Here is a 24,524-nt window from a genome sequence, read left to right as displayed (position 1 = left end):
GTCATGCATCCATCGGAATTGCGCAGCGCGGCCGAGGACATCGCGTTCGTGCTGGAGACACTCGGGGTAAGCGAGGCGCTCACGCGGCTCGCACCGTTCCAAGAATTCGATACGGCCACCCTCGTGCAGGTCGTCGACGAGGCGGCGCGCTTCTCGCGTGAGGTGCTTGCCCCACTGAATGCTGTCGGCGACCGCGAGGGCTGCACCTGGCGCGATGGCGCGGTGCGCACGCCTGCCGGGTTCGCCGACGCTTACTGTCAGTATCGAGACGCAGGATGGCCGTCTTTGCCGTGCGATCCGTCGTTGGGCGGGCAAGGACTGCCGCTCGTCGCGCAGATTGCCGTGCAGGAGTTGACGGCGGGCGCGAATCTCGCATGGACGATGTATCCCGGCATTCTGCACGGCGCGTACGAATGCGTGCACCGCTTCGGCAGCGCGGCGTTACGCGACGCGTGGCTCGCGCCGCTGGTCAGCGGAGAGTGGCTGGCGACGATGTGCCTGACGGAGCCGGGCGCGGGCAGCGATCTGGGACAGATTCGTACGCGCGCGGTTTGGACTGACGAGCAACAGGAAACTGTGCGCGTCACGGGGGAGAAGATCTTCATCTCTGGCGGTGAGCAAGATCTGACGCCGAACATCGTGCATCTCGTGCTGGCGCGTACATCGGATGCGCCCCCAGGCAGCGCCGGTTTGTCGCTTTTTCTGGTACCGAAGATTCTCGCGAACGGAGAGCGCAACGAAGTGCGCTGCACCGGTATCGAACACAAGATGGGTATTCGCGGCAGCGCGACCTGTTCGATGGCGTTCGAAGGTGCGATAGGGTACCTCGTCGGCGAAGTGCATCGTGGACTGGAAGCGATGTTTGCGATGATGAACTCGGCACGTTTGCATGTCGGTGCGTCGGCGGTGGGGCTGGCGCAAGGCGCTTACGAGATGTCGGTGCGTCATGCGCATCAGCGCGTCCAATCGCGTGTGCCGGGCGCAGACGTCGGGGCACCGATTGCCGGGCATCCGGCGGTCTGGCGTTTGCTCGAAGGGCAGCGTGTCGGCGTGGAGGGCGCGCGCTTGCTGTTGTATCGCGCAGCACTCGCCGTCGACGAAGCGCATCACGCGTCCACCCCGGCGATGCGCACCGATGCCGATGCACTGGCAGCGCTGCTCACACCCATCGTCAAAGCGACCGCGACGGCGCAGGCATTTCATGGGGCAAGCGATGCGCTGCAAGTCTTCGGTGGTTATGGCTATGTCGAAGAGACGGGCATCTCGCAGTTCGTGCGCGATGCGCGCATTCCGATGATCTACGAGGGCACCAACGAGATTCAGGCCATCGATTTGCTGATGCGCAAGATCGTCAAAGACGACGGCGTGACGCTGTCGCGCTGGCTGGCGTGGGGGCAGGCGCAGGTGAGGGAAGCGCGGGCGCTGGAACGATTGAACGGTTTCGACGACGCACTTCACGGCTTCGATGCGTGGACTGACCTGATGCCCTCGCTCATCGCTTTGGCGCGAGCGACGCCGCGTGCAGCGCTGTGCGTCGCCGGGGAAGTCATGCAGGCGGTTCACGGCTTGTCGATGGCCGGGCTTTGGGCGCAGGCATCGATGGCGGAGGCCGGGGCGGGCAGTGCGTCGGATGCCAAACGCCGCGCCGCGCGCTATTGGCTGAAGTTCGAACTACCGCATACGCGTCGCGCGATGGCGATCGTCGCATCGCAGATTCAGGATCCGGAGACCGCCGAATGAACCTCGACAATCTCGTCGCTATCGACACCCACGTGCACGCGGAAGTGTCTTGCTGCCAGCCACCGGACCTGTTCGGCAAGGCGTTCGACGACGCCGCCGACAAGTACTTCGGTACGGTGCTCAAGCAGAATCGCCGCCCCACGATTCCCGAGACCATTGCGCATTACCGCGAGCGCAATATCGGCTTTGTGATGTTTACCGTCGACTGCGAAGCGAACATCGGCCGACGCCGCATTCCGAACGAGGAGATCGCGGGCTTTGCGCAGGAGAACGCCGACATCATGATCGCGTTCGCGAGCATCGATCCGCACAAGGGCAAGATGGGCGTGCGCGAGGCGCGTCGGCTGGTCGAAGAATTCGGTGTGCGCGGGTTCAAGTTCCATCCGACCATGCAGGGCTTCTTCGCCAACGACCGCATGGCGTACCCGATGTACGAACTCATCGCCGAGCACAAGCTCACGGCAGTGTTCCACAGCGGGCATTCGGGGATCGGCTCGGGCATGCCGGGTGGCGGCGGATTGCGGCTGAAATACTCGGAGCCGATCCATCTCGACGACGTGGCGACCGACTTCCCGGATATGAACATCGTGATCGCGCATCCGTCGTGGCCGTGGCAATCGCAGGCACTGTCCATCGCGCTGCACAAGCCGAACGTCTACATCGATCTGTCGGGATGGTCGCCCAAGTACTTCTCGCCGGAGCTGATTCAGTACGCGAATTCGCTGCTGCGCGAGAAGATGCTGTTCGGCTCGGATTTCCCGCTCATCGCACCGGACCGCTGGCTCAAGGATTTCGAGACGGCGGGCTTTCGCGACGAGGTCAAACCGCTACTGCTCAAGGGCAACGCCGTGCGCATGCTCGGGCTGGCGGCCGTGTCGGACACAATGACCGCCGCCGAGGCGTGAGCCGAGATGTCGTCAGCGCAACCCCGGCATGCCGTAACGCAGGCGCGCGGCTTCGCGCATGGCGCTGATGAGCGTCTGCCCGGGCGGTGTCGGCACGGTGTCGTTACGCCACAGAATGCCGATGGACTCCTCGGTGCCTTTCGTCGCGAAGGGCAGAGCGCACAGTGCGCCATCGGCGAGGTCGTCCTGCACGGTGATCTCCGAGGCGATCCAGACGACGTCGTCGCGCAAGGTCATCGCGCGGGCGAGCGACATCGAGAGCAGTTCGGAATAGTCGTCGAGCGTGCCGACACCGTGCGCACGCAGAAAGCTGTCCGCCGTGTGACGCAGGATCGTGCCGTACGGCGGCAGGATCACGTGATGGTGGGCGATATCCGCCATCGACACGCTGCGCTTCTGCACCAGCGGATGCTCGGGCCGCACGACGACACTAAGCGGCGTGGCGCACAGATGTTCGAACGTCAGCCCAGCCATGCCTTCGGGGTCAGACATCCGCCCCAGCGCCAGCGCGACCTGACCGGACTTCAGTTGCGTGAGGAGTTGCTGGTTGGCACCGGTATGCACTTGCACGACGATGCCCGGCCATTCGCGCCGGAACGCTTCGAGCACGCCGGGCATCATCGCGGCCGCGAGCGTGGGCAGCACGGCGATCTCGATCACGCCGCCGGTCTGGCCGACGGCACGCGAGAGCACGTCGATGCCCTGACGCAACGCACTGACGCTCGCCCCCGCATGGCGCAGGAACAGCTCGGCCTGGGCCGTGGGCCGGGCCCCGTTACGACCCCGATCGAACAGACGCACACCCAGCAGCCCTTCGAGCTCGGCAATCGTCTTGCTGACGGCGGGCTGGGTAATGGACAGGGCTTCCGCCGCGCGCTGCAAGCTGCCGTGCTGGGCGACGGCCAGCAGGCATTGCAGATGACGCAGCTTGATGCGTCCGTCGAGTAGGTGTCTTTCCATGCCGGAAAGTTATGAAAAGCCTAAGAAAATGTCAATAAATATATCCGTTGATTATGGATATAGTGTCGAAAACAAGCTGGTGACCGGCCAACGCGCCTGCCAGATCAGTCAACACAAAATGGAGTGAGACCATGTCGAAGACGACAACCGTCCTGCGCCCCCGCGACTGGGATTCGCATCCCAAGCTCATCGATAGCGGGTACAAGTCCACGGCGCTGCGCGGCCCCAAACAATTGCTCGTGCCGGTGAAGCAGAACCTGGCCGACCTGCGCTCGCCGGTCTATGGCAACGGCATCATCGGTGCGCTCGACAACGACCTTACGCGTAACGCGGTGCGAAACGGCGAGCCGCTGGGCGAGCGCATGATCGTCACGGGCCGCGTGCTCGACGAAGGCGGACGTCCGGTGCCGAACACGCTCGTGGAGCTGTGGCAGGCCAACGCGTGCGGGCGCTATGTGCACAAGGTCGACCAGCACGACGCGCCGCTCGATCCGAACTTCCTCGGGGCCGGTCGCGCCATGACCGACGCCGAAGGCCGCTACAAATTCCTGACGATCAAGCCGGGCGCGTATCCGTGGAAGAACCACCACAACGCGTGGCGTCCCCAGCATCTGCACTTCTCGGTGTTCGGCCATTACTTTGCGACCCGTCTGGTCACGCAGATGTACTTCCCGGGCGATCCGCTGCTCGCCTACGATCCGATCTTCGAAGCAACGCCGGCCCATGCCCGCGACCGCCTGATCGCGCGCTTCTCGATGGACATCACCGAGCCGGAGTACGCACTGGGTTACGAATTCGACATCGTCCTGCGCGGTGCCGACCAAACGCCGATGGAGTCCTGAGCCATGTCCACTACTCCCGAATTCAAGCAAACGCCGTCGCAGACCGTCGGCCCGTACTTCGCTTATGGCCTGTCGCCGGAGCAGTATCTGTACGACTTCAAGAGCGCCTTCACGCCGGTGGTCGCTGCCGACCACGCAGAAGGTGAGCACATCCGCCTGATCGGGCAGGTGCTCGACGGTGCGGGCAATCCGGTCAACGACGCGCTTATCGAAATCGTGCAGGCGGACGCCCACGGCCGCTACGTCGAGACCGCCGAAGACATCGAGCGCACCGGCTTCGCGGGGGCGGCCCGTTGCGGCACGGGCACAGACGCCGAGAACCGCTTCGTCATCGAGACGATCAAGCCTGGCGTGGCTGCGCAGGGCGACGCACCGCGCATCGACGTGATTCTGACGATGCGGGGCTTGCTCAATCATCTGTTTACGCGTATCTATTTCGACGATGAGGCAGCGGCCAATGCGGCCGACCCCGTACTGCAACAAGTGCCGTCCGAGCGCCGTCACACGCTGATTGCACGCCGTGAGGTGAACGGCGGGCGTGTGACGTACCGGTTCGACATTCGCATGCAGGGCGACGAGGAGACGGTGTTCCTCGACCTCTGACGTCTGTCATGTCACGCTGAATCTGGCGCGGCTTCGGGCTGCCGGCATGCGAATGCCGGCAGCCTGTGGCCGTATCTGCATTGTTGCAACGCATCGAATTCTCTGATGACGGAACTGCTTGACTCTTTACTGCGCGGCGCTGCCGTGTCGGCGCGATTCTCCCGCGACGCCACATTGCAGGGCATGCTCGACTTCGAAGTGGCGCTCGCCGCCGCTGAAGCCGAAGTCGGCCTGATCCCGGCCGCCGCCGTCGCGCCGATCACTGCGGCCGCACGTGCGGGCGATCTCGACTGGATGGCATTGCGCGACGCCGCCGCCTGCGCGGGCAACCTCGCCATTCCGTTGGTCAAGCAACTGACGGCGCGCGTGAAGACGCACGACGCCGATGCCGCCCGCTTCGTTCATTGGGGCGCGACCAGTCAGGACGCCATCGATACCGGCCTCATCCTGCAAGTGCGAGGTGCGCTCGACGACCTCGGTGCGGATCTCGACGCGCTGATCGCTACGCTCGCCGAGCAGGTCCGGCAACATCGCGCGACGGTCATGATCGGCCGTACGTGGCTCCAGCACGCGTTGCCGATCACCTTCGGTCTCAAACTCGCCGGTACACTCGACACTTTGTTGCGCGCGCGCGCCGACCTCGCCAGCGTGCGCGAACAGGTACTCTGCGTGCAGTTCGGTGGCGCTGCGGGCACGCTGGCGTCGCTCGGCACGCAAGGCCCGGCCGTCGCGACGGCGCTCGCAAGTCATCTCGGTCTGTCCGAAGGCGCGACGCCGTGGCACGGCCAGCGTGATCGCATCGTACGCGTGGGAAGCTGGGCCGCAACGCTGACCGGCTCGCTCGGCAAGTTCGCACGCGATACGGCGCTGCTGACGCAAACGGAAGTCGGCGAGATCGCCGAAGCCTCCGGCGCGGGACGTGGTGGCTCGTCCACCATGCCGCACAAGCGCAATCCGGTCGGCTGCGCGGCCATCCTTGCGGCTGCCGCACGCACGCCACAGCTCGTCGCGACGTTGTTCTCCGCGATGCAGCAGGACCACGAGCGCGGACTGGGCACCTGGCACGCCGAGTGGGAAACGCTGCCCGAGCTGCTCATGTTGTGCGGTGGTGCGCTGGCGACGGCGCGCGCGCTCGTGAACGATTGGACGGTCGATACGGCCCGCATGCGCGCCAATCTCGACGTCACGCACGGGCTCATCATGGCCGAAGCCGTGACGATGGCGCTGGGCGAATCGATGGGACGGCTCGAAGCACATCGTCGCGTGGAAGCGCGTTGCCGCGATGCGCTCGCGCAGCAGCGTCATTTGCTCGATGTCCTGCGTGAAGACACCGAGATCACGCGCGTGCTGTCCGTCGAGGCGCTCGAACGCCTGACGGACCCACAACACTATCTGGGCGCTGCCGATACGTTCGTGAGTCAGGTGCTCGCGCTCGCGGATGCGGCGGTGCCGTCAACCCAACACGGCAGGACATCCAAATGAACGATCAGGAACGCTACGACAACGGCATGCAAGTACGACGCGGTGTGCTCGGCGACGCGCACGTCGACCGCACGCTCACGCGCCGCAACGACTTCAACGAAGACTTTCAGGACTTCATCACGCGCTTCGCCTGGGGCGATATCTGGACGCGCCCGGGATTGACGCGCCACATGCGCAGCATGATCACGCTGTCGCTGCTCATCGCCCTTAATCGCGGCGACGAATTCCGCATGCACGTGCGCGCAGCGTTCAACAACGGCGTGACGCGCGAGGAAATGAAGGAACTGTTCATGCACGCCGCGCTGTACGCCGGACTGCCCGCCGCCAATCAGGCGATTCACGATGCCGAGAAGGTCTTCGCGGAAATGGAAGCCGCCGAGCCGGGATCGACCACGCGCGTGCCCGACGTGGGTCATGTGGGTGATGAGAAGACCGCCTGAGGAGACGAAGCAAATGACGGTAGAACGTCTGATCGACGTGGGCGACGCCCAGTTGCGCATCGCCATCGATGGCGACGACCATGCACCTGCGCTGGTGTTGTCCAACTCGCTCGGCACGACGCTCGATATGTGGGCGCCGCAAGTGCCCGCGCTCGCGCGCGAGTTTCGTGTCATCCGTTACGACACGCGGGGCCATGGCGGCTCGTCCGTCACGCCGGGACCGTACGTCATCGACCAGTTGGGGCGCGATGTTGTGGCGTTGCTCGACGCGCTCGACATCGAGCGTGCGAGCCTCGCGGGCGTGTCGATGGGCGGGATGACGGGCATGTGGCTGGGCATTCACGCGCCGCAGCGCCTGAATCGTCTCGCCATTGTCTGCTCGTCGGCGCACATCGGTGCGGAAGACGTGTGGAACGGTCGCATTCGCGCCGTGCAGGCCGACGGCATGAACGCCGTGACCGATGCGGTGGTCTCGCGCTGGTTCACGCCGGAGTTCGCCGAGCGCGAGGGCGCGACTGTCGAGCGCATGAAGGCGATGTTCCGCTCGCTCGCACCCGCCGGGTATGCGGCCGCTTGCGCGGCGGTGCGCGACATGAATCAGTTGGACGAGATCGCCGCGATTACCGCGCCGACGCTGGTCATTACCGGCTCGGGCGATCTGGCGACCCCACCTGCGATGTCCACGGCGATGGTCGAGCGCATTCCGGGGGCGCAGCAGGTCATCGTGCCGGGCGCACACCTCTCGAACATCGAGTGTGCCTCGGCCGTCACCGAGGCGTTGCTGACCTTCCTGCGTGCGTGATCATTCGGTCATGGCAGCGACGAGATCCGCCGTAAGATCGGATTCGTCGCCCAGATGCGCGTGTTGCGCCGTTCGCCGGAAGGCCGACGGCGTGACGCCGACATGTCGTTTGAACACGCGGCAGAAGTACGCGGGATCCTGAAACCCCAGTTCGTAGGCAACATGAGAGACCGGCGCGGGAATGTAGATCAGCTTGCGTCTCGCCTCCAGCATCAGCCGGTCCTGCACCAGATCGAACGCCGATTTGCCCGAGATGCGTCGGCACAGACGATTGAGCTTGCTCTCCGTCACATGCAACCGTTGCGCATACGCCGGGACGGCCCACGCTTCGGTGTAATGTGCCTCCACCAGCGCGCGAAAGCGCGCGAACAGATCCAGTTCGGTACGCCCCGTGCGCGTGGCCGAATCGTGATGCGCATGCAGACGGGCGAGCAACAGCAGAATGCTGCGCGTGAGCCATCCGACCATCTCCGCGTGCCCCAGTTGCGGGCGCGAGAACTCGTCCATGACGAGGCCCAGCAGCGTGTAGAGACGGTCGCGTGTTTGCGGCGCATCGGCCAGCGGGAATAGCCACGGTTTTCGCAGCAGCGACGCCATATCGGCATCCGCGCCGATGGCGGCATCGAACGGCACGCTCTGCGCCATCGTAAGCACGAAGCCATGCGCCCCGCGCGAGAAGCGGAAGTTGTGCACGGCCGACGGATGCACCGTGATGACGGCCGGACCCTCGACTTCCCACGTCGCGTCGTCGACATTGGCTTCCACTGTGCCCTCGAAAATCGCGAGCACCTGAAACAACCCCAGATGGCGATGCGTATCGATATGCCAGTCGTAAAGGCGGCTGCGTGTCTCGATCCATTCGATATGGACGAAGTCGCCGCTGTCTGTTTCCGTCAACTCGCCATACAAGGAGAATTCCGGAATCGTCTCGCGCGCCGCGCGCAGCCGGGATGACGCGCCTGACATACTGGTTTTCCCTTGGTCGAAGTTGTCGAAAAAGTACAAGAAAGTCGTCGATTCATCCATTCAACGCGACGTGCGCGCTCCATAAGATATGACGCATTCGCCCCTCGTGACAAGGCATCAAAATGACTTAGGACATGCTCGTTTACGCGCAGTCCTAAGTTGGGGTGGTTGGCGTGAAGCATCCAAGAAATGCAATCCGCCGACAGGCCGTTTTCCTGTCACGAGATGTCCGGCGCAGGTGTGCCGGGCGCGGGCGGTGCAATGAAAGGAGACAACTCATGCGCACCCATTACCCTGTCGTCATCGTCGGTGCCGGTCCTGCCGGTCTGCTGCTGTCCCATCTGCTGCATTTGCAAGGCATCGAGTCCATCGTGCTCGAATCGCGCTCCCGTGCAGCCGTCGAGTCAACCATTCGTGCCGGTGTGCTGGAGCAGGGCACGATGGATATCCTGAACGAGACCGGCGTGGGTGAGCGCATGCGTCGCGAAGGCGCGGTGCACCACGGCGTCGAGCTGGCGTTCGGCGGACAGCGTCACCGCATTGCGCTCACGGAACTGACCGGCCGCGCAATTACCGTCTATGCGCAGCACGAAGTCATCAAGGATCTGATCGCTGCACGAGAAGCGGCAGAGGGCGAGATTCTGTTCGACGTGTCCGACGTCTCGGTGAACGACATCGATAGCACGCAACCGAGTGTGCAGTTCACGGTGGACGGTCAGTCGCGTCGACTCACGTGCGATTTCATTGCAGGCTGCGACGGCTTCCACGGCGTCTGCCGCCCGGCCATCCCGACGTCGGTGCGTAAGGAATACCAACGCGTGTATCCGTTCGGTTGGTTCGGCGTGCTGGTCGAGGCCCCGCCGTCGTCGGACGAATTGATCTACGCCTCGCACGAGCGTGGCTTCGCGCTGATCAGTACGCGCTCGCCCACGGTGCAGCGCATGTACTTCCAGTGCGATCCGAACGAACGCGCCGAGGAATGGAGCGACGCACGAATCTGGGAAGAACTGCATGCACGTACCGAGAGCGACGATGGCTGGCGTCTCAAGGAGGGGCCGATCTTCCAGAAGAACGTGGTTGCAATGCGCAGCTTCGTGGCGACGCCGATGCAGTACGGGCGTCTGTTCCTGGCGGGCGACGCCGCCCACATCGTGCCGCCGACCGGCGCGAAGGGCATGAATCTGGCGGTGGCGGACGTGTGGCGTCTGGCGCGTGCGCTCGATGACTTCTTTCATCGCGACAGTGAAACCGCACTGCAAGGCTATTCGGAGGCGGCGCTCAAGCGCATCTGGCGTGCGGAGCATTTCTCGTACTGGATGACGCGCATGCTGCATCGAATCGACGATGCCACGCCGTTCGAACAGCAGATGCAGCGCTCGGAGCTGGAGTACGTGGTCAGCTCGCGCGCGGCGTCGCTCATGTTGGCGGAGAATTACGTCGGTCTGCCGCTGGCCTGAGCGTTTCGGGCGTCAAGTCATCCATAACTGCCCGTTATGGATGGCTTGACGAAAGATCATTTCGACGGGCAAGGTAAGGACGTACATTAGCGGCAGAAATCCGCTTCGCTGTAATGCCGCATCAAGACGGCGGGCAGTCATCGAGCCGGACACCTTCACGCGCACGACCCCCGACATTCGGGCGCGCTCCGGCGGCGACGATTTCAAAAAAATAATGGAATGAACAACGGGGCGGCACCGCCCCGAGGAGACAGCGTCATGAATCAACCGCGCACGGTGGACGTGCCCGCCTACATCAACGCACAGCGATTTTCCGGCTATCAGTGGCTGGTGCTGATCCTGTGTTTCTTCATCGTGGCCATCGACGGATTCGATACGGCGGCCATCGGTTACATTGCGCCCTCGCTGGTGCAGCAATGGCACATCGACAAGGGCTCGCTCGGCCCGGTACTCTCGGCGGCGCTCTTCGGTCTGGCCGGCGGCGCGATCTTCGCCGGGCCGCTCGCCGACAAGGTCGGTCGCAAGACGATGCTCGTGCTGTCGGTGGTGTTCTTCGGCATCGCCAGTCTCGCGACGGCATTTGCGCAGGATCTCCAGACGCTGACCGTGCTGCGTTTTCTCACGGGCCTCGGTCTGGGCGCGGCCATGCCCAACGCCGTGACGCTGATTTCCGAGTACGCGCCGGAAGCTCGCCGTGCGGTGATCGTCAACACCATGTTCTGCGGCTTTCCGCTGGGCGCATCGGTCGGCGGATTTGTCGCCTCGTGGCTGATTCCGCACTTCGGCTGGCATAGCGTGCTCGTGCTCGGCGGCGTGCTTCCGCTGGTGCTGTCGGTGCTGCTGATCGTTTGTCTGCCGGAGTCGGTGAAGTTTCTTGTGGTCAAGCACAAGCCGGTGGAGCGTGTGCGTCGCGTTCTGTCGCGCATCTCGGGCGAATCGCTCGATGACGTTGGCGCATTCACGGTCGTGGAAGCCGCACCGAAGCGTGCCGGATCGGCGATGGGTGTGGTGCTGTCCAAGCAATACGGTTTCGGTTCGCTGATGCTGTGGGTTACCTACTTCATGGGGCTGGTGATCTTCTATCTGCTCACGAGCTGGATGCCGATTCTGTTCAAGGATGCGGGTTTCACGATTGAGCGCGCTGCGTTGATAACGGCATTGTTCCCGCTGGGCGGTGGCATCGGCACGATTCTGTCGGGCTGGCTGATGGACAAGTTCAACGCGCAGAAGGTCGTGGCCGTGGGCTATGCGCTGACCGCTGTGCTGGTCTATGCCGTCGGACAGGCGATTGGCAACATCGGCATGCTCGTGACGCTGATCTTCCTTGCGGGCACGGCGATGAACGGTGCGCAATCGTCCATGCCGTCGCTGGCGGCGATGTTCTATCCGACGAACGGTCGTGCGACCGGCGTGGCCTGGATGCTCGGCATCGGTCGCTTCGGCGGCATTGCCGGTGCGCTGCTCGGTGCAGAGCTGGTGCGTCGTCATCTCGGCTTTTCGGCCACGTTTTCGCTGCTGGCAATTCCGGCCGTGATCGCAACCGTCGCGCTGCTCGCCAAGAACGCATGGGAGCGTTCGAGCGGCAACCGTCCGGCACAGAACGCAAGCGAGGCACGCAACTCGGCCGCGATGCACTGACGCTCGAAGTGTATGCGGCTAATCGTTTGGCCGTAGCAGTGGCTGTATCGACGCGGCGCTTTGTGCGCCGCTTTTTTTTATGGGCGTTCTATTTTCGCCTGGCGAGTGCCTCGATCATCGCCATCGCAGCGGCCGGGTTGCGTTCCTTGAAGCCGCTGATGACATAGAGAAAGACGTCGCGATGCTTGGCCTTGGGCGGGGCTTTGGCCACCGTATCGAGATCGTCCGGAACGCCGCCGTTCGCAAACGTGGTCGCGCGGCCTAGCCACTGCGTCATGGCTTTAGGCGCGTAGCCGAGTTTGTAGCGTTCCTCGGTGCCCATAAGGCGTGCGTAGACGAAGGGCGCAGTAATGTCTGCGATGCACGGGAATTTGGCATCACCTGCGAGCACGATGGCCATCTTGTACTTGCGTGCAAGTGCGACGAACTCGGGCACGGCAAAGGACTCATGTCGGACTTCCAGGGCGTGGCGAATTGTGTGCCCGTTCGCAGACTTCGGCAGCAGGCTCAGAAAATGCTCGAAGTCCTCTGCGTCGAACTGTTTCGTCGGCGCGAACTGCCAGTTCACCGGGCCGAGTTTCTTGTCGAGCTCCAGCACGCCGCTATCGAAGAAACGCGCCACGGATTCACCCGCTTCCCCCAGCACACGCCGGTGCGTGGCGTAGCGTGACGCCTTGACCGAGAACACGAAATCGTCCGGCGTTTCGTCGAACCAGTTGCGGAATGTTGCGGGCCTTTGCGAGCCGTAAAACGTGCTGTTGATTTCGATGGACGTGAGGTGACGGCTCGCGTATTCGAGCTCACGTCGCTTGGGCCACTTCTCGGGATAGAACGTGTCTTGCCATGGCGCGAAGTTCCAGCCGCCGACGCCGATGCGTATGCGCGTGTCGGGGGCTTTGGGCGGCGTTGTTGCGGAGGACGAAGCTTTGGAGGATCGGGTCGTCGCCATCGGGTGGAGGCGCACGCGCCGGTGCGCATTCGGTGGGAGGAAGCCCCGATGGTGGATCAACGGCCGGGCGCGCGTCAATGGTGTCGACGCGCACCCGGCGTGGAGCGCTTGCGTAAGTGGGGGATGACTCTCAGCGACGTTTGCGTCCGAGGTGCAGCATACGCTCGCGCACTTCCTCTTCAGCGCACCAGTGTTCGGCAGGTTTGACGAGGTCGCTGCGGCTGATGATGCCAGTGAGCTTGCGCGAAGTGGCGTCGCTCACCACCGGAAGACGCTCCAGATGGTGCGCGGCTAAGCGGGCCGATACGATGCGTCCGGTTTCGGTCGGCAGGGCGACGAGCGGCGGATTCACGCCATATAGCTGGCCAAGCGTTTGCAGACCTTGTTCCTGTGCCCGCGTGAGCGCCTGACGGTCGACCATGCCTAGCACGGCACGTGAGGCGTCGATCACCGGATAAGCGCGGTGACGTTGCGTCGCCCCAAAGGCGCATTTCGCGGCTTCGTCGATGGTCATGTCGGCGACAAGCGCTTCCGGCTCGTGCGTCATCAATTCGCCGATGTGAAGACGCTCCAGCGGATCGACGCCGTATTCACGGTGAATGTGACGTCCGCGCCGCGCAATCTTCTCCGTCATGATCGAGCGCGGCATGATCCAGATTGTTACGCCGTACGACACGCCGCAGGTCAGCAACAACGGCAGTAGCGCATTGACGTCGTGAGTGAGTCCCAACGCGAAGACGATGGCCGTGAGCGGGGCACCGAGCACACCTGCGAGGGTGGCGGCCATGCACACGAGCGCCCACAAAGTGATGTCGCCGCCGGGCAGAATCGGTGCGAGCAACGTCCCCAGACCGGCGCCGATCATGAGCAGCGGGGCGAGCACGCCGCCGGAAGTGCACGAGCCGAGTGCAATTGCCCAGATCAGCGCCTTGACGAGCAGTAGCGCCGCTGCCGCATGCAGCGTGAAATGACCGGCGAGCAGGTCGGCGATCACGTCGTAACCGACACCCAGCGCGCGCGGTTCGAGATAGCCGCCGATACCCACGGCGAGGCCGCCAATGGCTGGCCACCACATCCAGTGCACAGGGAGCTTGTGGAAGGCGTCTTCGATGGCGTAAAGCGCGCGCGACATCCCGGCCGACAGCAGCCCGGCGCACACGCCCGCGATCACGCACGACGCCAGTGCAATCAGGGAGACGGCGGGCGTCGTCATCGGGAAGAGCGGCCCGGCTTCGAGCAGCAACGGCCGCGCAAAACCGGCTACGGCACACGCCACGATCACCGGCAGAAGGCTGCGCGGACGCCATTCGAACAGCAGCAGTTCGACAGCGAGCAGCACGGCCGCGACCGGCGTGCCGAACACGGCGGTCATGCCCGCAGTGGCACCCGCTACGAGCAGCGTCTTGCGTTCGGCGGCGCTCAGGTGGAAATACTGCGCGATCAGCGAGCCGATGGCCCCGCCCGTCATGATGATCGGACCTTCCGCGCCGAACGGTCCGCCACTGCCGATCACAATGCCTGAAGACAGCGGTTTGAGCACGGCCACGCGCGGCGACATCTTGCTCTTGCCGAACAGTATCGCTTCGATCGCTTCCGGAATGCCGTGGCCGCGAATCTTGTCGCTGCCAAAGCGCGCCATGGCGCCCACGATCAGACCGCCGATGACCGGCAGTACGATGACCACGGCACCGAGCGTATTGCCCGCGGGGGAGTGCGGGGTGAACGAGAGCGTCTGATAGAAGAAGAGGTTGGTGAAGCCCTGAATCAGGTTCAGCAGCAACCAGGCGGCGGGCACGCCGCAGAAGCCGATAACGGCGGCCAGTGCGATGAGGCGTGGCAGTCCCGGCGCGCGCGCGAAGTCGCGGGCGTGTTCCGGCAAGGCCATGGGCGTGAGCGGTGAGTGATGGGTGTTCGACGCATGCGTCGATTGAGACGCACTCACCGAAGCAGCTTGAGGAGCCGGTTGAGAAGCGGTCGCCATGACAGTCCTGGGAATTACAGATGAACGCCACGAATGTGGAAGATGTCCGCAAACGTGCTCAATTCGTTGCGGTGCTGCGCGGCGAGATTCGCGAGGCAGGCTTCGCCGCTCGGCGAGAGATGCACCTCGACCACGCGCCGGTCGCTCTCGTTCTGGCGGCGGGTCACGAGGCCAGCCTTCTCGCATCGTGCGACGAGGGCCACCACGCTGTGGTGCACCGCTTGCAGGCGCTCCGCCAATTCACTGATGGACGCCCACTCGCGTCCCGGGATACCTTTGACGTGCAGCAACAACAGATACTGCTGGGGTGTGATACCCCCTTCGCGTGCCGCCGTCTCGCTGAAATTGAGGAAGCGGCGCAGACGATAACGAAACTCGGAGAGCGCTTCGAAATCGCTCTTGGTCAGCGCGTCGCCTGTGATCGGTGCATTCGGCGGAGTCGGTGCAGTCATAAGTCGGCCGTCAGGGAAATGGGATATGTCCGAAAGCCAAAAAATATATCACATCACGATATATTTGCTCGGTCTTAGGGATAGCCGGGGTGACAATTCGCGGCTGACGCGTGCAGAATCGCGAAAAAACGAGACTCAGTAGTGACTGGAAACTCGATCCCCGCCAAGACGTAGCCGTGCCGGCGTGCTGTTTACCTGGAACCGGCGACAGATGTCTTCCGAGCGGGCCGACCTCTGACAGGGAGGAGACATGGCTTCCACGGTCCGACGCCGCTGGCGTACGGGTACGTTGTTGTTGCTGTCGGTGGCACTTGGTTCGACCGTTGCCGCTTATCACTACGCCACCGGATTCGAGATCGGTGGCGGTGTTTTTCAGCAGATTGGCTTCGGACGTCAGGGCACGTCGTCCGGACATACCGCGCATGCGCGCGGTGCGCCGTCGCGCTGTTCCGGGAGCGATTGCCGGGACGACGGGGAGTCGCCTCCCCGCTGAGTCCGGTAAAGCACCGCCGCACCCCGTTGCAGGGTGCGGCTTTCCTACGCTTTCCTACCTATAGTCTGGGCCGCGTCAGAACGTATGACGCATGCCGATGGTCATGGCGTTCTGAGTCGCATCGCGTCCCGGTGCGCCACCCGTGATGCCCGGGTTGTACATGTCTGTCGCGCGCAAGTTGGCGAAGTACGTGTAGATGTCGGTGCGTTTGGACAGGAAGTAGTCCAGGCCGACGTTGAATTGCAGCAGACGACCCGTCGCCGGTGCGCCCACGAACGAGTAGCGCGAGTGCAGGACTGCGCCGATCAGTTCCAGATTCGGCAGTACCCAGTAGTTCACGCCCACGTCGAAGACGTTCGTCGCGTTGTTGTTCGACCCTGCGGCCGCGAATGCGCCACTGCTTGCTGTGCTGGTAAACGTCGTTGCGAACGGGGCGGCGGTGCCACCGAAGCGCGCGAGCGGCTGCAACGTGCGCGACCACGACGCGTAGACGCGCGCCTTATCCCACTTGTAGCTCGTGCCTACCATCCACGTGCGGATACACACCGCGCCTGCATTGCCGTAGGCCGGATCGCAGCCTGCGCCGGATGACGCACCCACGTCGCTCGATGTGTTCGTGCTCGCCGTGCCGGTGCCCAGACGCGACTGCCAATAGCCGAAGCCCACGCCGAAACCGCCGTACTTGTAGTTCGCGCCGAAGCCCAGCGATTGCCCCGTGGCCATCGACCCGGCGGTCCCGCCGAAGCCATACGTCACGTTGGCGGTCAGCCCACGGAAGTCCGGCGTGTCGTAACGGATCGAGTTATTGGCGCGATTGCCGCCAACGCGGTCGAGGTTGTTGTCGTGAACGCCGTTGATGAAGACGCCGAAGTTGTAGACGCTCGAATACCAGGTGGCGATCTCGTCGATGTAATCCTTGCGGCGGCCAATTTGCACCGTCCCGTACGGGCTGGACAGGCCGACGACGGACGTGCGTCCGAGCGGCAGATTGCCCTGACCGGACGTGCCGTTCGCCACTGAGAAGCCGCCCTCAAGGATGAACAGCGCCTTCAGACCGCCGCCGAGATCTTCCGTCCCCTTCATACCCCAGCGCGATTGCTGGAGATCGCCGCTGTCCACGCTGAAACGGCTGCCGGTGGCGGTCCCCGTCGGTCCCGCGACTTTGCTGACATAGGTCAGTCCGCTATCGATCAGGCCGTAAAGCGTGACGTTGGATTGCGCGAGCGCCGACGTGCTGAGCCCCGTCAGTGCCATTCCCATCCCCATGACGGCCACGCGAGCGATTGGCCAGGCCTTGTGCTTCATATCCCCCCTCCGGGTGTTTGTGTGAAATTTGGTTTGTTACAGATGTTTTAATAATTAAAACAATGTTTTGAAAATTATCGAGTTGATGCTTCTGACACGTCAACCATCGGAAAAAAATCGAGCAGACAGGTGCAGAGGGGATTGCCGATTTTTGTATTTCAATCACTAAAACATGCTTGATGGCATTGGTTTTTGCCGAGATGGTCGGTAAGGTATTTGTCATCCCGTACGTCGATGACAGATTCCTCAATTGACCGGCTCAAATTTTTGATGTTTAATTTTCAATACGTTGTTTTAATAAATAAAACAACAAAGAATTCGTGAGCTTCGATGGGAGCGATTTCGACCGGTCAGCGGTCGTGGGAACGCGGAAAAAATTTTTGATGGTGACGCAAGAAAACAACAAGGCCGAAGACGCGAACCGCACAACGGATTCGTCGGCAGACATTTGCGTGTCGCGCAGCGAAGCGTGCGTCGTCATGCGTCCGGCTGCGGGCGCGGCCGACTTGTCCAGCGTGTCTTTACCGATCGTCTTCGACTCGCCGCATAGCGGCGTCGGCATGCCGGACGACTTCCACACGTTGGTGCCGCATGCTGCGCTCCTCACCGGCTGGGACGCCTTCGTCGACGAGCTTTGGGCGTGTGTGCCACGCCACGGCGGCACGCTGATCGCCGCAAACTTCCCGCGCATGTACATCGACGCCAATCGTGCCGTGACCGACATCGACGCCGACATGCTCGACGCGCCCTGGCCCGGTCCGATTGCGCCGGAGAAGTACTCGGCGCGCGGCATGGGGCTGCTGCGCCGCTACGCCCTGCCTGGCATGCCGATGTACGACCGGAAGCTGACGGTGGCCGAGGTGCGTCATCGCATCGACGCGTATTACCTGCCGTACCGTCAGGCGCTGATCGATGCGGCGCAGGACGCCTATGCGCGTCACGGCGCGTTGTGGCACGTCGACTGTCATTCGATGAAGTCGCGCGGTAACGCCATGAATGTGGACGACGGTGCGGCGCGCCCCGATATGGTGGTGAGCGACCGGCTGGGCACGACGTCCGATCCGGCATTCACGCAGTGGGTCGCCGACCAGCTTCGCGAACTGGGCTATCGGGTTCAGGTCAATACGCCGTATCAGGGCGGCGATCTGCTCACGGCGGTGAGCGATCCGGCCCGCCGCCGTTCGAGCCTGCAAATCGAAATCAACCGCGCGTTGTACATGGATGAGGCGCGCTTTGTGAAGCACGCAGGATTTGATACGCTCGGGCGCCATCTGGAAACGTTCACGGCTGCGCTCGCCCGATGGGTCCGCTCGCAGTCAAGCCCGAAGGAAATCCCATGAACTACATCGTCGATTCCGTCGACAGCGCCCTGAAACTGCTCTCGCTCGTAGCGGAGCATCCGGGGCTGGGCGTGACCGAGTTGTCCAACCGTCTGGGCATCAACAAGTCACGCACTTATCGCATGTTGTGCACGCTGGAGCACAACCGCTTCGTGCTGCAGGACGAGCGCACGACGACCTACGCGCTCGGCCCGCAGGCGTTCGTGATCGGGGTGGCTGCTTCGCAGCAGAACATTCTCGTACGCGCGGCGCAGAAGCACATGCTGACCCTCAATCAAGCGATCAACGAGACCGTCGTGCTGCGCGTGCCCGAAGGGCTGGAAACGGTGTGCGTCGCGCGTTGCGAAACCACGCATCAGGTGCGCTCGGTTGGCTCGGTCGGCAATCGTCGGCCGCTCAGTTCGGGGGCATCGGGCAAATTGCTGCTCGCGTTTTCGCAGGACGCCATTCGCAACGAGTTTTTTGCGCGGATGAAGCACGTGCCGGTTGCGGCCGACGCGATGGCATTCGCGGATGAACTCGCCGCCGTCGCCCGCAAGGGCTATGCAATGAGTGCGGGCGAAGTCACGAGTGGTGCCGTCGCCATTGCGGTGCCAGTGTGCGACGTGTCGGGCGAGGTCGTTGCGGCGCTCTCGATTTCGGGGCCGGAAGCGCGCATCAGCCGTATCGAGATCCCGGATTATCTGGAGCGTCTGCAAGCGTGCAGCCGTCAGATTTCCGCTGAACTGGGTTACACGGGGGGCGTTGTCGCACCGGCCCCGTTCGAGGCGCAAGCCAATAAGGTGGCGTAGCCGACTGCCTCAGGCGCAGTGCGACGTCATTTCACGAATACAACAAGAGACAACAGGCAGGACAGACATGACAGCACTCGCGCCGACACCCGTCGACGGGCACTCCGCATCCTCGCAATCAGAATTGCCGGACCCGCCTGCGGGACATACCGAGAAGCCACACGGCAAGATGTTGCACCCCGTCGTCATGATGCTGTGGGTGCTCGTAATGGCCGTGGCAATGACTTGGTGGGTCGATGCCGGACGCTTCGAGCGCGACGGCAAGCTCGTGGTGCCGGGCACGTACGAGGTGGTGCCGAAGGCGCACGACATCGGCATGCTGATCGCGCCCAAAGCCACACACAGCACGCCTGAGCAGGCACAACCGGCGAACGTCGTCTCCGCGTTTCTTTCGGTGCCGCAAGGGTTGGTGAAGAATGCACCGCTCATCTTCATGGTGATGTTCGTCGGCGGTATGTTCGGCGTGATGCGAAAGACGGGAGCTATCGACGCAGGTATCGACCGGCTGCTGCAGCTCACGTCCGGCAACATGTACGTGCTCGCACCGCTGTTGATGGTGCTGATCGCGTTAGGCAGCACGCTGCTCGGCTTCATCTCCGAGTATCTCGTTGTCATTCCTATGGTGATGGTGCTCACGCGCCGACTTGGACTGTCGAATCTGTTTGCCGTCGCGCTGGTGGCGATTGCGGCAAAGATCGGCTACATCGCATCGGTGACGAACCCGCTGGCGCTGGCCGTGGCGCAGCCGCTCGTCGGCTTGCCGCTGTTTTCCGGGATCGGTTTGCGTATCGCGGTGTTCGTGGTGTTTCTGGCGCTGGGCATCGCCTACTTTCTGTGGCACGTCTATCGCAGCGAATACCGGCTAAGCGAGGCGCGCGCGCAAATGGCGACGGTAGCGCATCTGCACGCGCGATTGTCGGGGCGTCACAAGGCGACGCTGCTTGTACTGGCTGTGGCGGCCGCGATGCTCGTCTATGGCACGCGCGAACTGAAGTGGGGCAATCTGGAGTTGTCGGCCTTTTACGTGCTGACGAGTCTTGTGACAGCCGTCGTCGGTCGTCTCGATTCGCGCACGGCGGCGGATGCCTTCGTCGAGGGGCTCAAGGGCATGATGCTCGCCGGATTGCTCATCGGTCTCGCGGCGTCCGTCGAGATCATTCTGCATGGCAGCTATGTGCTCGATACGCTGATCAACGACTTCACGCGTACGGTGCGCGGACAGTCGGCGGTGGCGGTCGCAAACGGCCTGATGGGCGTACAGATGGCGCTGGACGTCTTTATTCCCTCGGTGTCGGGCAAGGCGGCGGTTAGCATGCCGATTATCGGACCGATTGCGCAACTCTCGGGCGTCAGTCCGCAGACGTCGGTGCTGGCGTTCCTGCTCGGTGGTGGACTGACGAATATGATTACCCCGACGTCGGGCATGCTGCTCGCGTATCTCGCCACGGCACGTGTGGGGTTCGGTCAGTGGATCAAGTTCATCCTGCCGCTGTTCATCGTGCTGCTGTTGCTGTCGGGCGGCGCACTCGCGTTTGCGGTGGTGACGGGGTATTGAGTAATTTGCGTAGGGGTTTGCGAAAAGCCCAGCAATTTCTGATTTTCGTCTCAACCATGTTGCTCGGATCAAGTGTCACTGTGCGGTAGGCCGTAGTATCCGGCCGTAGCCACGTCAACGCATTCTTCAAACGCAGAGCCGTCGTCGCACCTAACCGGGGGCCTCCGCGCTGAACGACGCGACGACGGCATTGGAGAGTACCGAGCAACCAGCGTGCGGGCTCACGTTTCGAGACTATCGTTTGCCGCGACCATTTGCCGTTTTACCGGCGGGCCTAAGTAAATTCGCGACGGAGTCTTTTGCCTGCTTGCTATGCGCCTTTTGTCCGCCGAACGGGTTGCCACTGGCGGGCTTCGGGCTGGTGCCTTTCGATGTCGGGCTCTGTGTCGCAGGTTTGCGCGGCTTCTCGCTGTGTTGTGGCTTCGGCTTCTTGCCCGACGCGGGCGTTGTGCCCACGCCGGTCTGCAACACCTTCGGTTTCTTCGGCTTTTTCGGCTTCTTGATGACTTGCCCCGTCGCGCTGGTCTCCGGCACACGGTGTTCGGCTTCAAAGCCGGGCTCCTCCTCGCGACGTAGCGTTTGCTGGATCAGTGCTTCGATGGCGGCCAGTTGTGGCGCTTCGTCGGCACACACGAGCGATACGGCTACGCCGCTCGCCCCTGCACGGCCGGTACGTCCGATCCGGTGCACGTAGTCTTGTGCCACGATCGGCAGATCGACGTTGATGACGAGCGGCAGGTCGTCGATGTCCAGTCCGCGCGCGGCGACATCGGTCGCCACCAGCATCTGCACTTCGCCTGTCTTGAAGCGCTCCAGCGCACGCAGTCGCGCCGGCTGCGGCTTATCGCCGTGGATGGTGTCGACCGAGTAGCCCGCTTCATCCAGAACGCCCGCCAGATAGTCCACGCCATTGCGCGTCTTGACGAACACCAGCGCATGCTTCCAGTCGTTCTCCGTGACCAGATGCATGAAGAGCTCAGGCTTGTTGCGCTTGTCCACCGGGATGACCCACTGCTTGATCTTGCTGGCCGTGGCATTGCGTGGACTCACGCTGATATCGACCGGCTCGCGCAGAATGTTCGCAGCCATCGCGCGAATGTCGTCGGTGAACGTCGCTGAGAACAACAGCGTCTGACGTTGGGCCGGAAGCGCTGCGAATACCGCGTTGAGTTCGCGAGCGAAGCCGAGATCCAACATACGGTCGGCTTCGTCAAGCACCAGTGTCTGAACCTGGTCGAACTGCACGGCGTTCTGGCGATTCAGATCCAGCAGACGGCCCGGCGTCGCCACGAGCACATCCACGCCCTTGCGCAACTTCATCATTTGCGGATTGATACTTACGCCGCCGTAGGCTGCGAGAAGTCGCAAGCCGAGCCCCTTGCCGTACTCGACGAAGCTTTGCAGCACTTGTTCCGCCAGTTCGCGCGTGGGCACCAGCACCAGCACGCGCACCCGATTGCTGGACACTTGCGGTCCGAGTTGCACGAGGCGCTGCAACAGCGGCAGCGCGAAACCCGCCGTCTTGCCTGTACCGGTCTGCGCGGCCGCCATGACGTCCTTGCCCGCGAGGACGGCAGGAATCGCCTTCGCCTGCACTGGCGTAGGTGTCTCGTAGTTTAGATCCTGCAAATTCCGCAGCAACGGATCGATCAGACCCAGCGAGTCAAAAGACATGGACGTATTCCGGACGAAAACCCCAATTTTAACGGTTACTGGGCCCAAGACTTCGCATCCGTCGTGCGACCGTTCGTCAGGCCCCGATCCCTGACTTCGCTGTCGCGCGCGGTAATATCCCGCGATGGACTCCCTCATTGCCGCTTCGGCCCGCGCGCTGGCGTCGGGCGATCCGCTCGGCGCACTGCGTCGTGTGGCGCTTCGCGATGACCCACCGGCCCTTGCGTTGCGTGGGATTGCGATGGCGCAGCTTGGGGATTTCGCTCGCGCCCGGGATCTGCTCAAGCGCGCTGCACGTGGCTTCGGCACGCATGAGTCGGTCGCCCGTGCACGGTGTGTCGTTGCGGATGCCGAGGTCGCGCTCGCCATGCGAGATCTCGGCGGCACCCACAGGTCGCTGCAAGCCGCCGCTTCGCTGCTTACCGAACGCGCCGATTTCCCTAATGCCATGCTCGCGCGGCTGATCGTTGCGCGGCGCCTGATGTTGCTGGGCAAACTCGATGCCGCAGCACTTGCCTTGCAAGACGCGCCGTTGCCCCACGTCCCTGCACGATTGACGGCCGTCCACGCATTGACGACAGCGGAACTTGCCTTACGTACGCTACGCATCGCCGACGCTCACGCCGCGCTCGACCAGGCGCAGACCGCGGCGGCGACGGCCGACGTGCCGGCGCTCAGCGCCGAAGTCCGGAGTCTTCGCGAGACGATGGGGCGTCCGGCAGCGAGACGGTGGCATCGCGATGGCGAACAGATGCTGTCGCTCGCGGAGGCCGCCACACTCCTGCACTCGGACACTCTGGTGGTCGATGCCTGCCGTCGAGGCATCGGGACGGGCAACGTGTGGCGTCCGCTGGCCAGACGACCGGTGTTGTTCACGCTTGCGCTGCATCTGGCGCGAGCGTGGCCGGGGGATATCGACAGAGAGACGTTGATTGCCGAGGCGTTTCGCCTGCGTCGTCCCGACGAGACGCATCGGGTGCGCCTGCGTGTCGAAATCGGACGCTTGCGCACTTTGCTCAAAGGCATTGCCGAGATCGATGCAACACCGGGCGGCTTTGCCTTGCGCCCCCTCGACGCTCACCCGCGCACTCACACGACTGAGCGAATCACGACAGCCGTCGATCCTGACATCGCCAGACCTTCCGTCGCCGTCCTGCTACCGCCCATCGACGGTGAGCGCGCCTCGCTCGTCGCCTTGCTGGCAGACGGTGCAGCGTGGTCGACGTCGGCGCTCGCACTTGCATTGAACGCGAGCCAGCGTTCCGTTCAGCGCGCACTCGGTGAACTCGAAGCCGAAGGGCGCGTGCGAGCGGTCGGCCTCGCGCGGGCGCGGCGCTGGATGACGCCGCCGCTCACCGAATTCACGACAATTTTGTTACTCCCTGCTGGATGGTCGTTTGGCTAGAGTGGACTTGCACGCCGAACGCGGCGTAACAACCGGAGCCTGATATGACGAGCACACCGCAACGAAACTTCCGCACGGCCGCCGTGAGCGCAGCCGACATCATTAGCGAATACGGTCCTTTCCCTGGCATTGATCGCATTCATGGCGTGACCTTCGACGGGCAGCAGGTATGGGCCGCAACCGGGGAGACGCTCGTCGCGTTCGACCCCGCGAACGGCAAGGTCAGCCGCACCGTCGATGCACCTAGCGATGCAGGCACCGCCTTCGATGGCAAGCATTTGTACCAGATCGCAGAATCGCGCATCGATAAGATCGAACCGTCTACCGGGCGCGTGGTGCACTCGATTCCTGCACCGGCAGATCGCGGTAGTAACTCCGGTTTGACGTGGGCCGAGGGCAGCTTGTGGGTCGGTCAGTATCGGGACCGACGCATTCTGCAAGTCGACCCGACCGATGGACGTGTGCTGCGCACCATCGAGTCCGATCGCTTCGTGACCGGCGTGACGTGGGCGAACGATGAACTGTGGCACGGCACGTGGGAGAACGACGAGAGCGAACTGCGCCAGATCGACGCCGTCAGCGGCGAAGTCCTGACGCGTGTCCAGATGCCGGACGGTCTGGTCGTGAGCGGGCTGGAGTACGACGGCAACGGCACGTTCTACTGCGGTGGTGCGGCCAGCGGCAAGGTGCGTGCCGTGCGTTACCCGAAGGGCTCGAACCGCTGAGAGGACTCGAATCCCGTGG

22 protein-coding genes are annotated in these 24,524 nt (G+C 63.3%); 15 read left to right on the top strand and 7 right to left on the bottom strand.

All coding sequences use genetic code 11. The annotated features are described in order from the left end of the window. Positions 1–3 precede the first annotated feature (3 nt). Positions 4–1,740 (top strand): acyl-CoA dehydrogenase family protein, encoded by a 1,737-nt coding sequence (locus PAN31117_RS14960; protein ID WP_150738858.1) that lies wholly within the window; start codon positions 4–6, stop codon positions 1,738–1,740. Next, a complete protein-coding gene (locus tag PAN31117_RS14955) occupies positions 1,737–2,645 on the top strand; it encodes an amidohydrolase family protein (protein WP_150738857.1) in 909 nt (302 codons plus the stop codon). Before PAN31117_RS14960 ends, PAN31117_RS14955 begins: the two co-directional genes overlap by 4 nt. A 12-nt stretch (positions 2,646–2,657) precedes the next feature. Here PAN31117_RS14955 and pcaQ read toward each other — a convergent pair whose 3' ends face one another. Beyond that, the gene (gene pcaQ, locus PAN31117_RS14950) at positions 2,658–3,605 is read right to left on the bottom strand and encodes a pca operon transcription factor PcaQ (protein WP_150738856.1); all 948 of its coding nucleotides are present in this window, start codon (positions 3,603–3,605) and stop codon (positions 2,658–2,660) included. A 131-nt stretch (positions 3,606–3,736) separates the two neighbouring features. On the opposite strand from pcaQ, the gene pcaH reads away from it, so the two are divergent. From pcaH to pcaD, 5 genes are all read left to right on the top strand, one after another. Then, on the top strand, positions 3,737–4,447 hold the full coding sequence (gene pcaH / locus PAN31117_RS14945) for a protocatechuate 3,4-dioxygenase subunit beta (RefSeq protein WP_150577561.1): 711 nt from the start codon (positions 3,737–3,739) through the stop codon (positions 4,445–4,447). 3 nt (positions 4,448–4,450) lie between these two features. Further along, positions 4,451–5,050 carry a protocatechuate 3,4-dioxygenase subunit alpha gene (pcaG, locus tag PAN31117_RS14940; protein ID WP_150738855.1) on the top strand — a complete coding sequence of 200 codons (600 nt, stop codon included), beginning with the start codon at positions 4,451–4,453 and terminating at the stop codon, positions 5,048–5,050. Between the two features lie 105 nt (positions 5,051–5,155). After that, on the top strand, positions 5,156–6,532 hold the full coding sequence (locus tag PAN31117_RS14935; protein WP_150738854.1) for a 3-carboxy-cis,cis-muconate cycloisomerase: 1,377 nt from the start codon (positions 5,156–5,158) through the stop codon (positions 6,530–6,532). Then, entirely contained in the window at positions 6,529–6,972 is a 444-nt protein-coding gene (gene pcaC / locus PAN31117_RS14930; RefSeq protein WP_150738853.1) for a 4-carboxymuconolactone decarboxylase, read from the top strand. Before PAN31117_RS14935 ends, pcaC begins: the two co-directional genes overlap by 4 nt. 13 nt (positions 6,973–6,985) lie before the next feature. Beyond that, positions 6,986–7,774: a 3-oxoadipate enol-lactonase gene (gene pcaD / locus PAN31117_RS14925; protein ID WP_150738852.1), complete on the top strand. Its 789-nt coding sequence runs from the start codon at positions 6,986–6,988 to the stop codon at positions 7,772–7,774. Here pcaD and PAN31117_RS14920 read toward each other — a convergent pair whose 3' ends face one another. Then, a complete protein-coding gene (locus PAN31117_RS14920) occupies positions 7,775–8,740 on the bottom strand; it encodes a helix-turn-helix domain-containing protein (RefSeq protein ID WP_174990966.1) in 966 nt (321 codons plus the stop codon). It abuts the gene before it with no gap. A gap of 278 nt (positions 8,741–9,018) precedes the next feature. Here PAN31117_RS14920 and pobA point away from each other — a divergent pair, with 278 nt between their 5' ends. Together pobA and PAN31117_RS14910 are read left to right on the top strand one after the other, a co-directional pair. Next, on the top strand, positions 9,019–10,197 hold the full coding sequence (pobA, locus tag PAN31117_RS14915; protein ID WP_150738850.1) for a 4-hydroxybenzoate 3-monooxygenase: 1,179 nt from the start codon (positions 9,019–9,021) through the stop codon (positions 10,195–10,197). Positions 10,198–10,455: 258 nt separating this feature from the next. Then, positions 10,456–11,835, top strand: coding sequence for an MFS transporter (locus PAN31117_RS14910; RefSeq protein ID WP_150738849.1), 1,380 nt, complete (start codon positions 10,456–10,458; stop codon positions 11,833–11,835). An 88-nt stretch (positions 11,836–11,923) separates the two neighbouring features. On the opposite strand, the gene PAN31117_RS14905 is transcribed toward PAN31117_RS14910, so the two are convergent. From PAN31117_RS14905 to PAN31117_RS14895, 3 genes are all read right to left on the bottom strand, one after another. Continuing rightward, positions 11,924–12,784 (bottom strand): DUF72 domain-containing protein, encoded by an 861-nt coding sequence (locus tag PAN31117_RS14905; protein ID WP_150738848.1) that lies wholly within the window; start codon positions 12,782–12,784, stop codon positions 11,924–11,926. Between the two features lie 130 nt (positions 12,785–12,914). Continuing rightward, complete coding sequence (locus PAN31117_RS14900) at positions 12,915–14,669, bottom strand: chloride channel protein (protein WP_150738900.1); 1,755 nt, start codon at positions 14,667–14,669, stop codon at positions 12,915–12,917. Between the two features lie 110 nt (positions 14,670–14,779). Further along, entirely contained in the window at positions 14,780–15,217 is a 438-nt protein-coding gene (locus tag PAN31117_RS14895; protein WP_052253055.1) for a MarR family winged helix-turn-helix transcriptional regulator, read from the bottom strand. Positions 15,218–15,467: 250 nt separating this feature from the next. Between PAN31117_RS14895 and PAN31117_RS14890 the strand changes: the two genes are divergently transcribed. Further along, positions 15,468–15,710, top strand: a complete 243-nt coding sequence (locus tag PAN31117_RS14890; RefSeq protein WP_150738847.1) for a hypothetical protein — start codon at positions 15,468–15,470, stop codon at positions 15,708–15,710. 75 nt (positions 15,711–15,785) lie between these two features. Here PAN31117_RS14890 and PAN31117_RS14885 read toward each other — a convergent pair whose 3' ends face one another. Beyond that, on the bottom strand, positions 15,786–17,015 hold the full coding sequence (locus PAN31117_RS14885) for a porin (RefSeq protein ID WP_246184643.1): 1,230 nt from the start codon (positions 17,013–17,015) through the stop codon (positions 15,786–15,788). Positions 17,016–17,494: 479 nt separating this feature from the next. Between PAN31117_RS14885 and PAN31117_RS14880 the strand changes: the two genes are divergently transcribed. The 3 genes from PAN31117_RS14880 (at position 17,495) to PAN31117_RS14870 (ending at position 20,701) form a co-directional block, all read left to right on the top strand. Beyond that, a complete protein-coding gene (locus PAN31117_RS14880) occupies positions 17,495–18,355 on the top strand; it encodes an N-formylglutamate amidohydrolase (protein WP_150738899.1) in 861 nt (286 codons plus the stop codon). Then, complete coding sequence (locus tag PAN31117_RS14875) at positions 18,352–19,146, top strand: IclR family transcriptional regulator (protein WP_150738846.1); 795 nt, start codon at positions 18,352–18,354, stop codon at positions 19,144–19,146. Before PAN31117_RS14880 ends, PAN31117_RS14875 begins: the two co-directional genes overlap by 4 nt. 67 nt (positions 19,147–19,213) lie before the next feature. After that, positions 19,214–20,701: a YfcC family protein gene (locus PAN31117_RS14870; RefSeq protein WP_150738845.1), complete on the top strand. Its 1,488-nt coding sequence runs from the start codon at positions 19,214–19,216 to the stop codon at positions 20,699–20,701. 234 nt (positions 20,702–20,935) lie between these two features. On the opposite strand, the gene PAN31117_RS14865 is transcribed toward PAN31117_RS14870, so the two are convergent. After that, entirely contained in the window at positions 20,936–22,375 is a 1,440-nt protein-coding gene (locus PAN31117_RS14865) for a DEAD/DEAH box helicase (RefSeq protein ID WP_150738844.1), read from the bottom strand. Positions 22,376–22,499: 124 nt separating this feature from the next. On the opposite strand from PAN31117_RS14865, the gene PAN31117_RS14860 reads away from it, so the two are divergent. Both PAN31117_RS14860 and PAN31117_RS14855 read left to right on the top strand, forming a co-directional pair. Further along, positions 22,500–23,780, top strand: a complete 1,281-nt coding sequence (locus PAN31117_RS14860) for a helix-turn-helix domain-containing protein (protein ID WP_150738843.1) — start codon at positions 22,500–22,502, stop codon at positions 23,778–23,780. Between the two features lie 44 nt (positions 23,781–23,824). Then, complete coding sequence (locus PAN31117_RS14855) at positions 23,825–24,505, top strand: Vgb family protein (RefSeq protein ID WP_150738842.1); 681 nt, start codon at positions 23,825–23,827, stop codon at positions 24,503–24,505. Positions 24,506–24,524: the final 19 nt, after the last annotated feature.

The sequence above is a fragment of the Pandoraea anapnoica genome, assembly GCF_902459765.1.
In the GTDB taxonomy this organism is placed as follows: Bacteria; Pseudomonadota; Gammaproteobacteria; order Burkholderiales; family Burkholderiaceae; genus Pandoraea; species Pandoraea anapnoica.
The sequence above is the reverse complement of the archived record's forward strand: the minus strand, read 5'-3'. Positions and strand labels throughout refer to the sequence as shown.

What these genes read in the sequence shown, in the direction of transcription:
- PAN31117_RS14960 (WP_150738858.1), top strand. Translation starts at nt 4, where the DNA reads ATGCATCCATCGGAATTGCGCAGCGCGGCCGAGGACATCGCGTTCGTG.
- PAN31117_RS14955 (WP_150738857.1), top strand. Translation starts at nt 1,737, where the DNA reads ATGAACCTCGACAATCTCGTCGCTATCGACACCCACGTGCACGCGGAA.
- pcaQ (WP_150738856.1), bottom strand. Translation starts at nt 3,605, where the DNA reads ATGGAAAGACACCTACTCGACGGACGCATCAAGCTGCGTCATCTGCAA.
- pcaH (WP_150577561.1), top strand. Translation starts at nt 3,737, where the DNA reads ATGTCGAAGACGACAACCGTCCTGCGCCCCCGCGACTGGGATTCGCAT.
- pcaG (WP_150738855.1), top strand. Translation starts at nt 4,451, where the DNA reads ATGTCCACTACTCCCGAATTCAAGCAAACGCCGTCGCAGACCGTCGGC.
- PAN31117_RS14935 (WP_150738854.1), top strand. Translation starts at nt 5,156, where the DNA reads ATGACGGAACTGCTTGACTCTTTACTGCGCGGCGCTGCCGTGTCGGCG.
- pcaC (WP_150738853.1), top strand. Translation starts at nt 6,529, where the DNA reads ATGAACGATCAGGAACGCTACGACAACGGCATGCAAGTACGACGCGGT.
- pcaD (WP_150738852.1), top strand. Translation starts at nt 6,986, where the DNA reads ATGACGGTAGAACGTCTGATCGACGTGGGCGACGCCCAGTTGCGCATC.
- PAN31117_RS14920 (WP_174990966.1), bottom strand. Translation starts at nt 8,740, where the DNA reads ATGTCAGGCGCGTCATCCCGGCTGCGCGCGGCGCGCGAGACGATTCCG.
- pobA (WP_150738850.1), top strand. Translation starts at nt 9,019, where the DNA reads ATGCGCACCCATTACCCTGTCGTCATCGTCGGTGCCGGTCCTGCCGGT.
- PAN31117_RS14910 (WP_150738849.1), top strand. Translation starts at nt 10,456, where the DNA reads ATGAATCAACCGCGCACGGTGGACGTGCCCGCCTACATCAACGCACAG.
- PAN31117_RS14905 (WP_150738848.1), bottom strand. Translation starts at nt 12,784, where the DNA reads ATGGCGACGACCCGATCCTCCAAAGCTTCGTCCTCCGCAACAACGCCG.
- PAN31117_RS14900 (WP_150738900.1), bottom strand. Translation starts at nt 14,669, where the DNA reads ATGGCCTTGCCGGAACACGCCCGCGACTTCGCGCGCGCGCCGGGACTG.
- PAN31117_RS14895 (WP_052253055.1), bottom strand. Translation starts at nt 15,217, where the DNA reads ATGACTGCACCGACTCCGCCGAATGCACCGATCACAGGCGACGCGCTG.
- PAN31117_RS14890 (WP_150738847.1), top strand. Translation starts at nt 15,468, where the DNA reads ATGGCTTCCACGGTCCGACGCCGCTGGCGTACGGGTACGTTGTTGTTG.
- PAN31117_RS14885 (WP_246184643.1), bottom strand. Translation starts at nt 17,015, where the DNA reads ATGAAGCACAAGGCCTGGCCAATCGCTCGCGTGGCCGTCATGGGGATG.
- PAN31117_RS14880 (WP_150738899.1), top strand. Translation starts at nt 17,495, where the DNA reads ATGCGTCCGGCTGCGGGCGCGGCCGACTTGTCCAGCGTGTCTTTACCG.
- PAN31117_RS14875 (WP_150738846.1), top strand. Translation starts at nt 18,352, where the DNA reads ATGAACTACATCGTCGATTCCGTCGACAGCGCCCTGAAACTGCTCTCG.
- PAN31117_RS14870 (WP_150738845.1), top strand. Translation starts at nt 19,214, where the DNA reads ATGACAGCACTCGCGCCGACACCCGTCGACGGGCACTCCGCATCCTCG.
- PAN31117_RS14865 (WP_150738844.1), bottom strand. Translation starts at nt 22,375, where the DNA reads ATGTCTTTTGACTCGCTGGGTCTGATCGATCCGTTGCTGCGGAATTTG.
- PAN31117_RS14860 (WP_150738843.1), top strand. Translation starts at nt 22,500, where the DNA reads ATGGACTCCCTCATTGCCGCTTCGGCCCGCGCGCTGGCGTCGGGCGAT.
- PAN31117_RS14855 (WP_150738842.1), top strand. Translation starts at nt 23,825, where the DNA reads ATGACGAGCACACCGCAACGAAACTTCCGCACGGCCGCCGTGAGCGCA.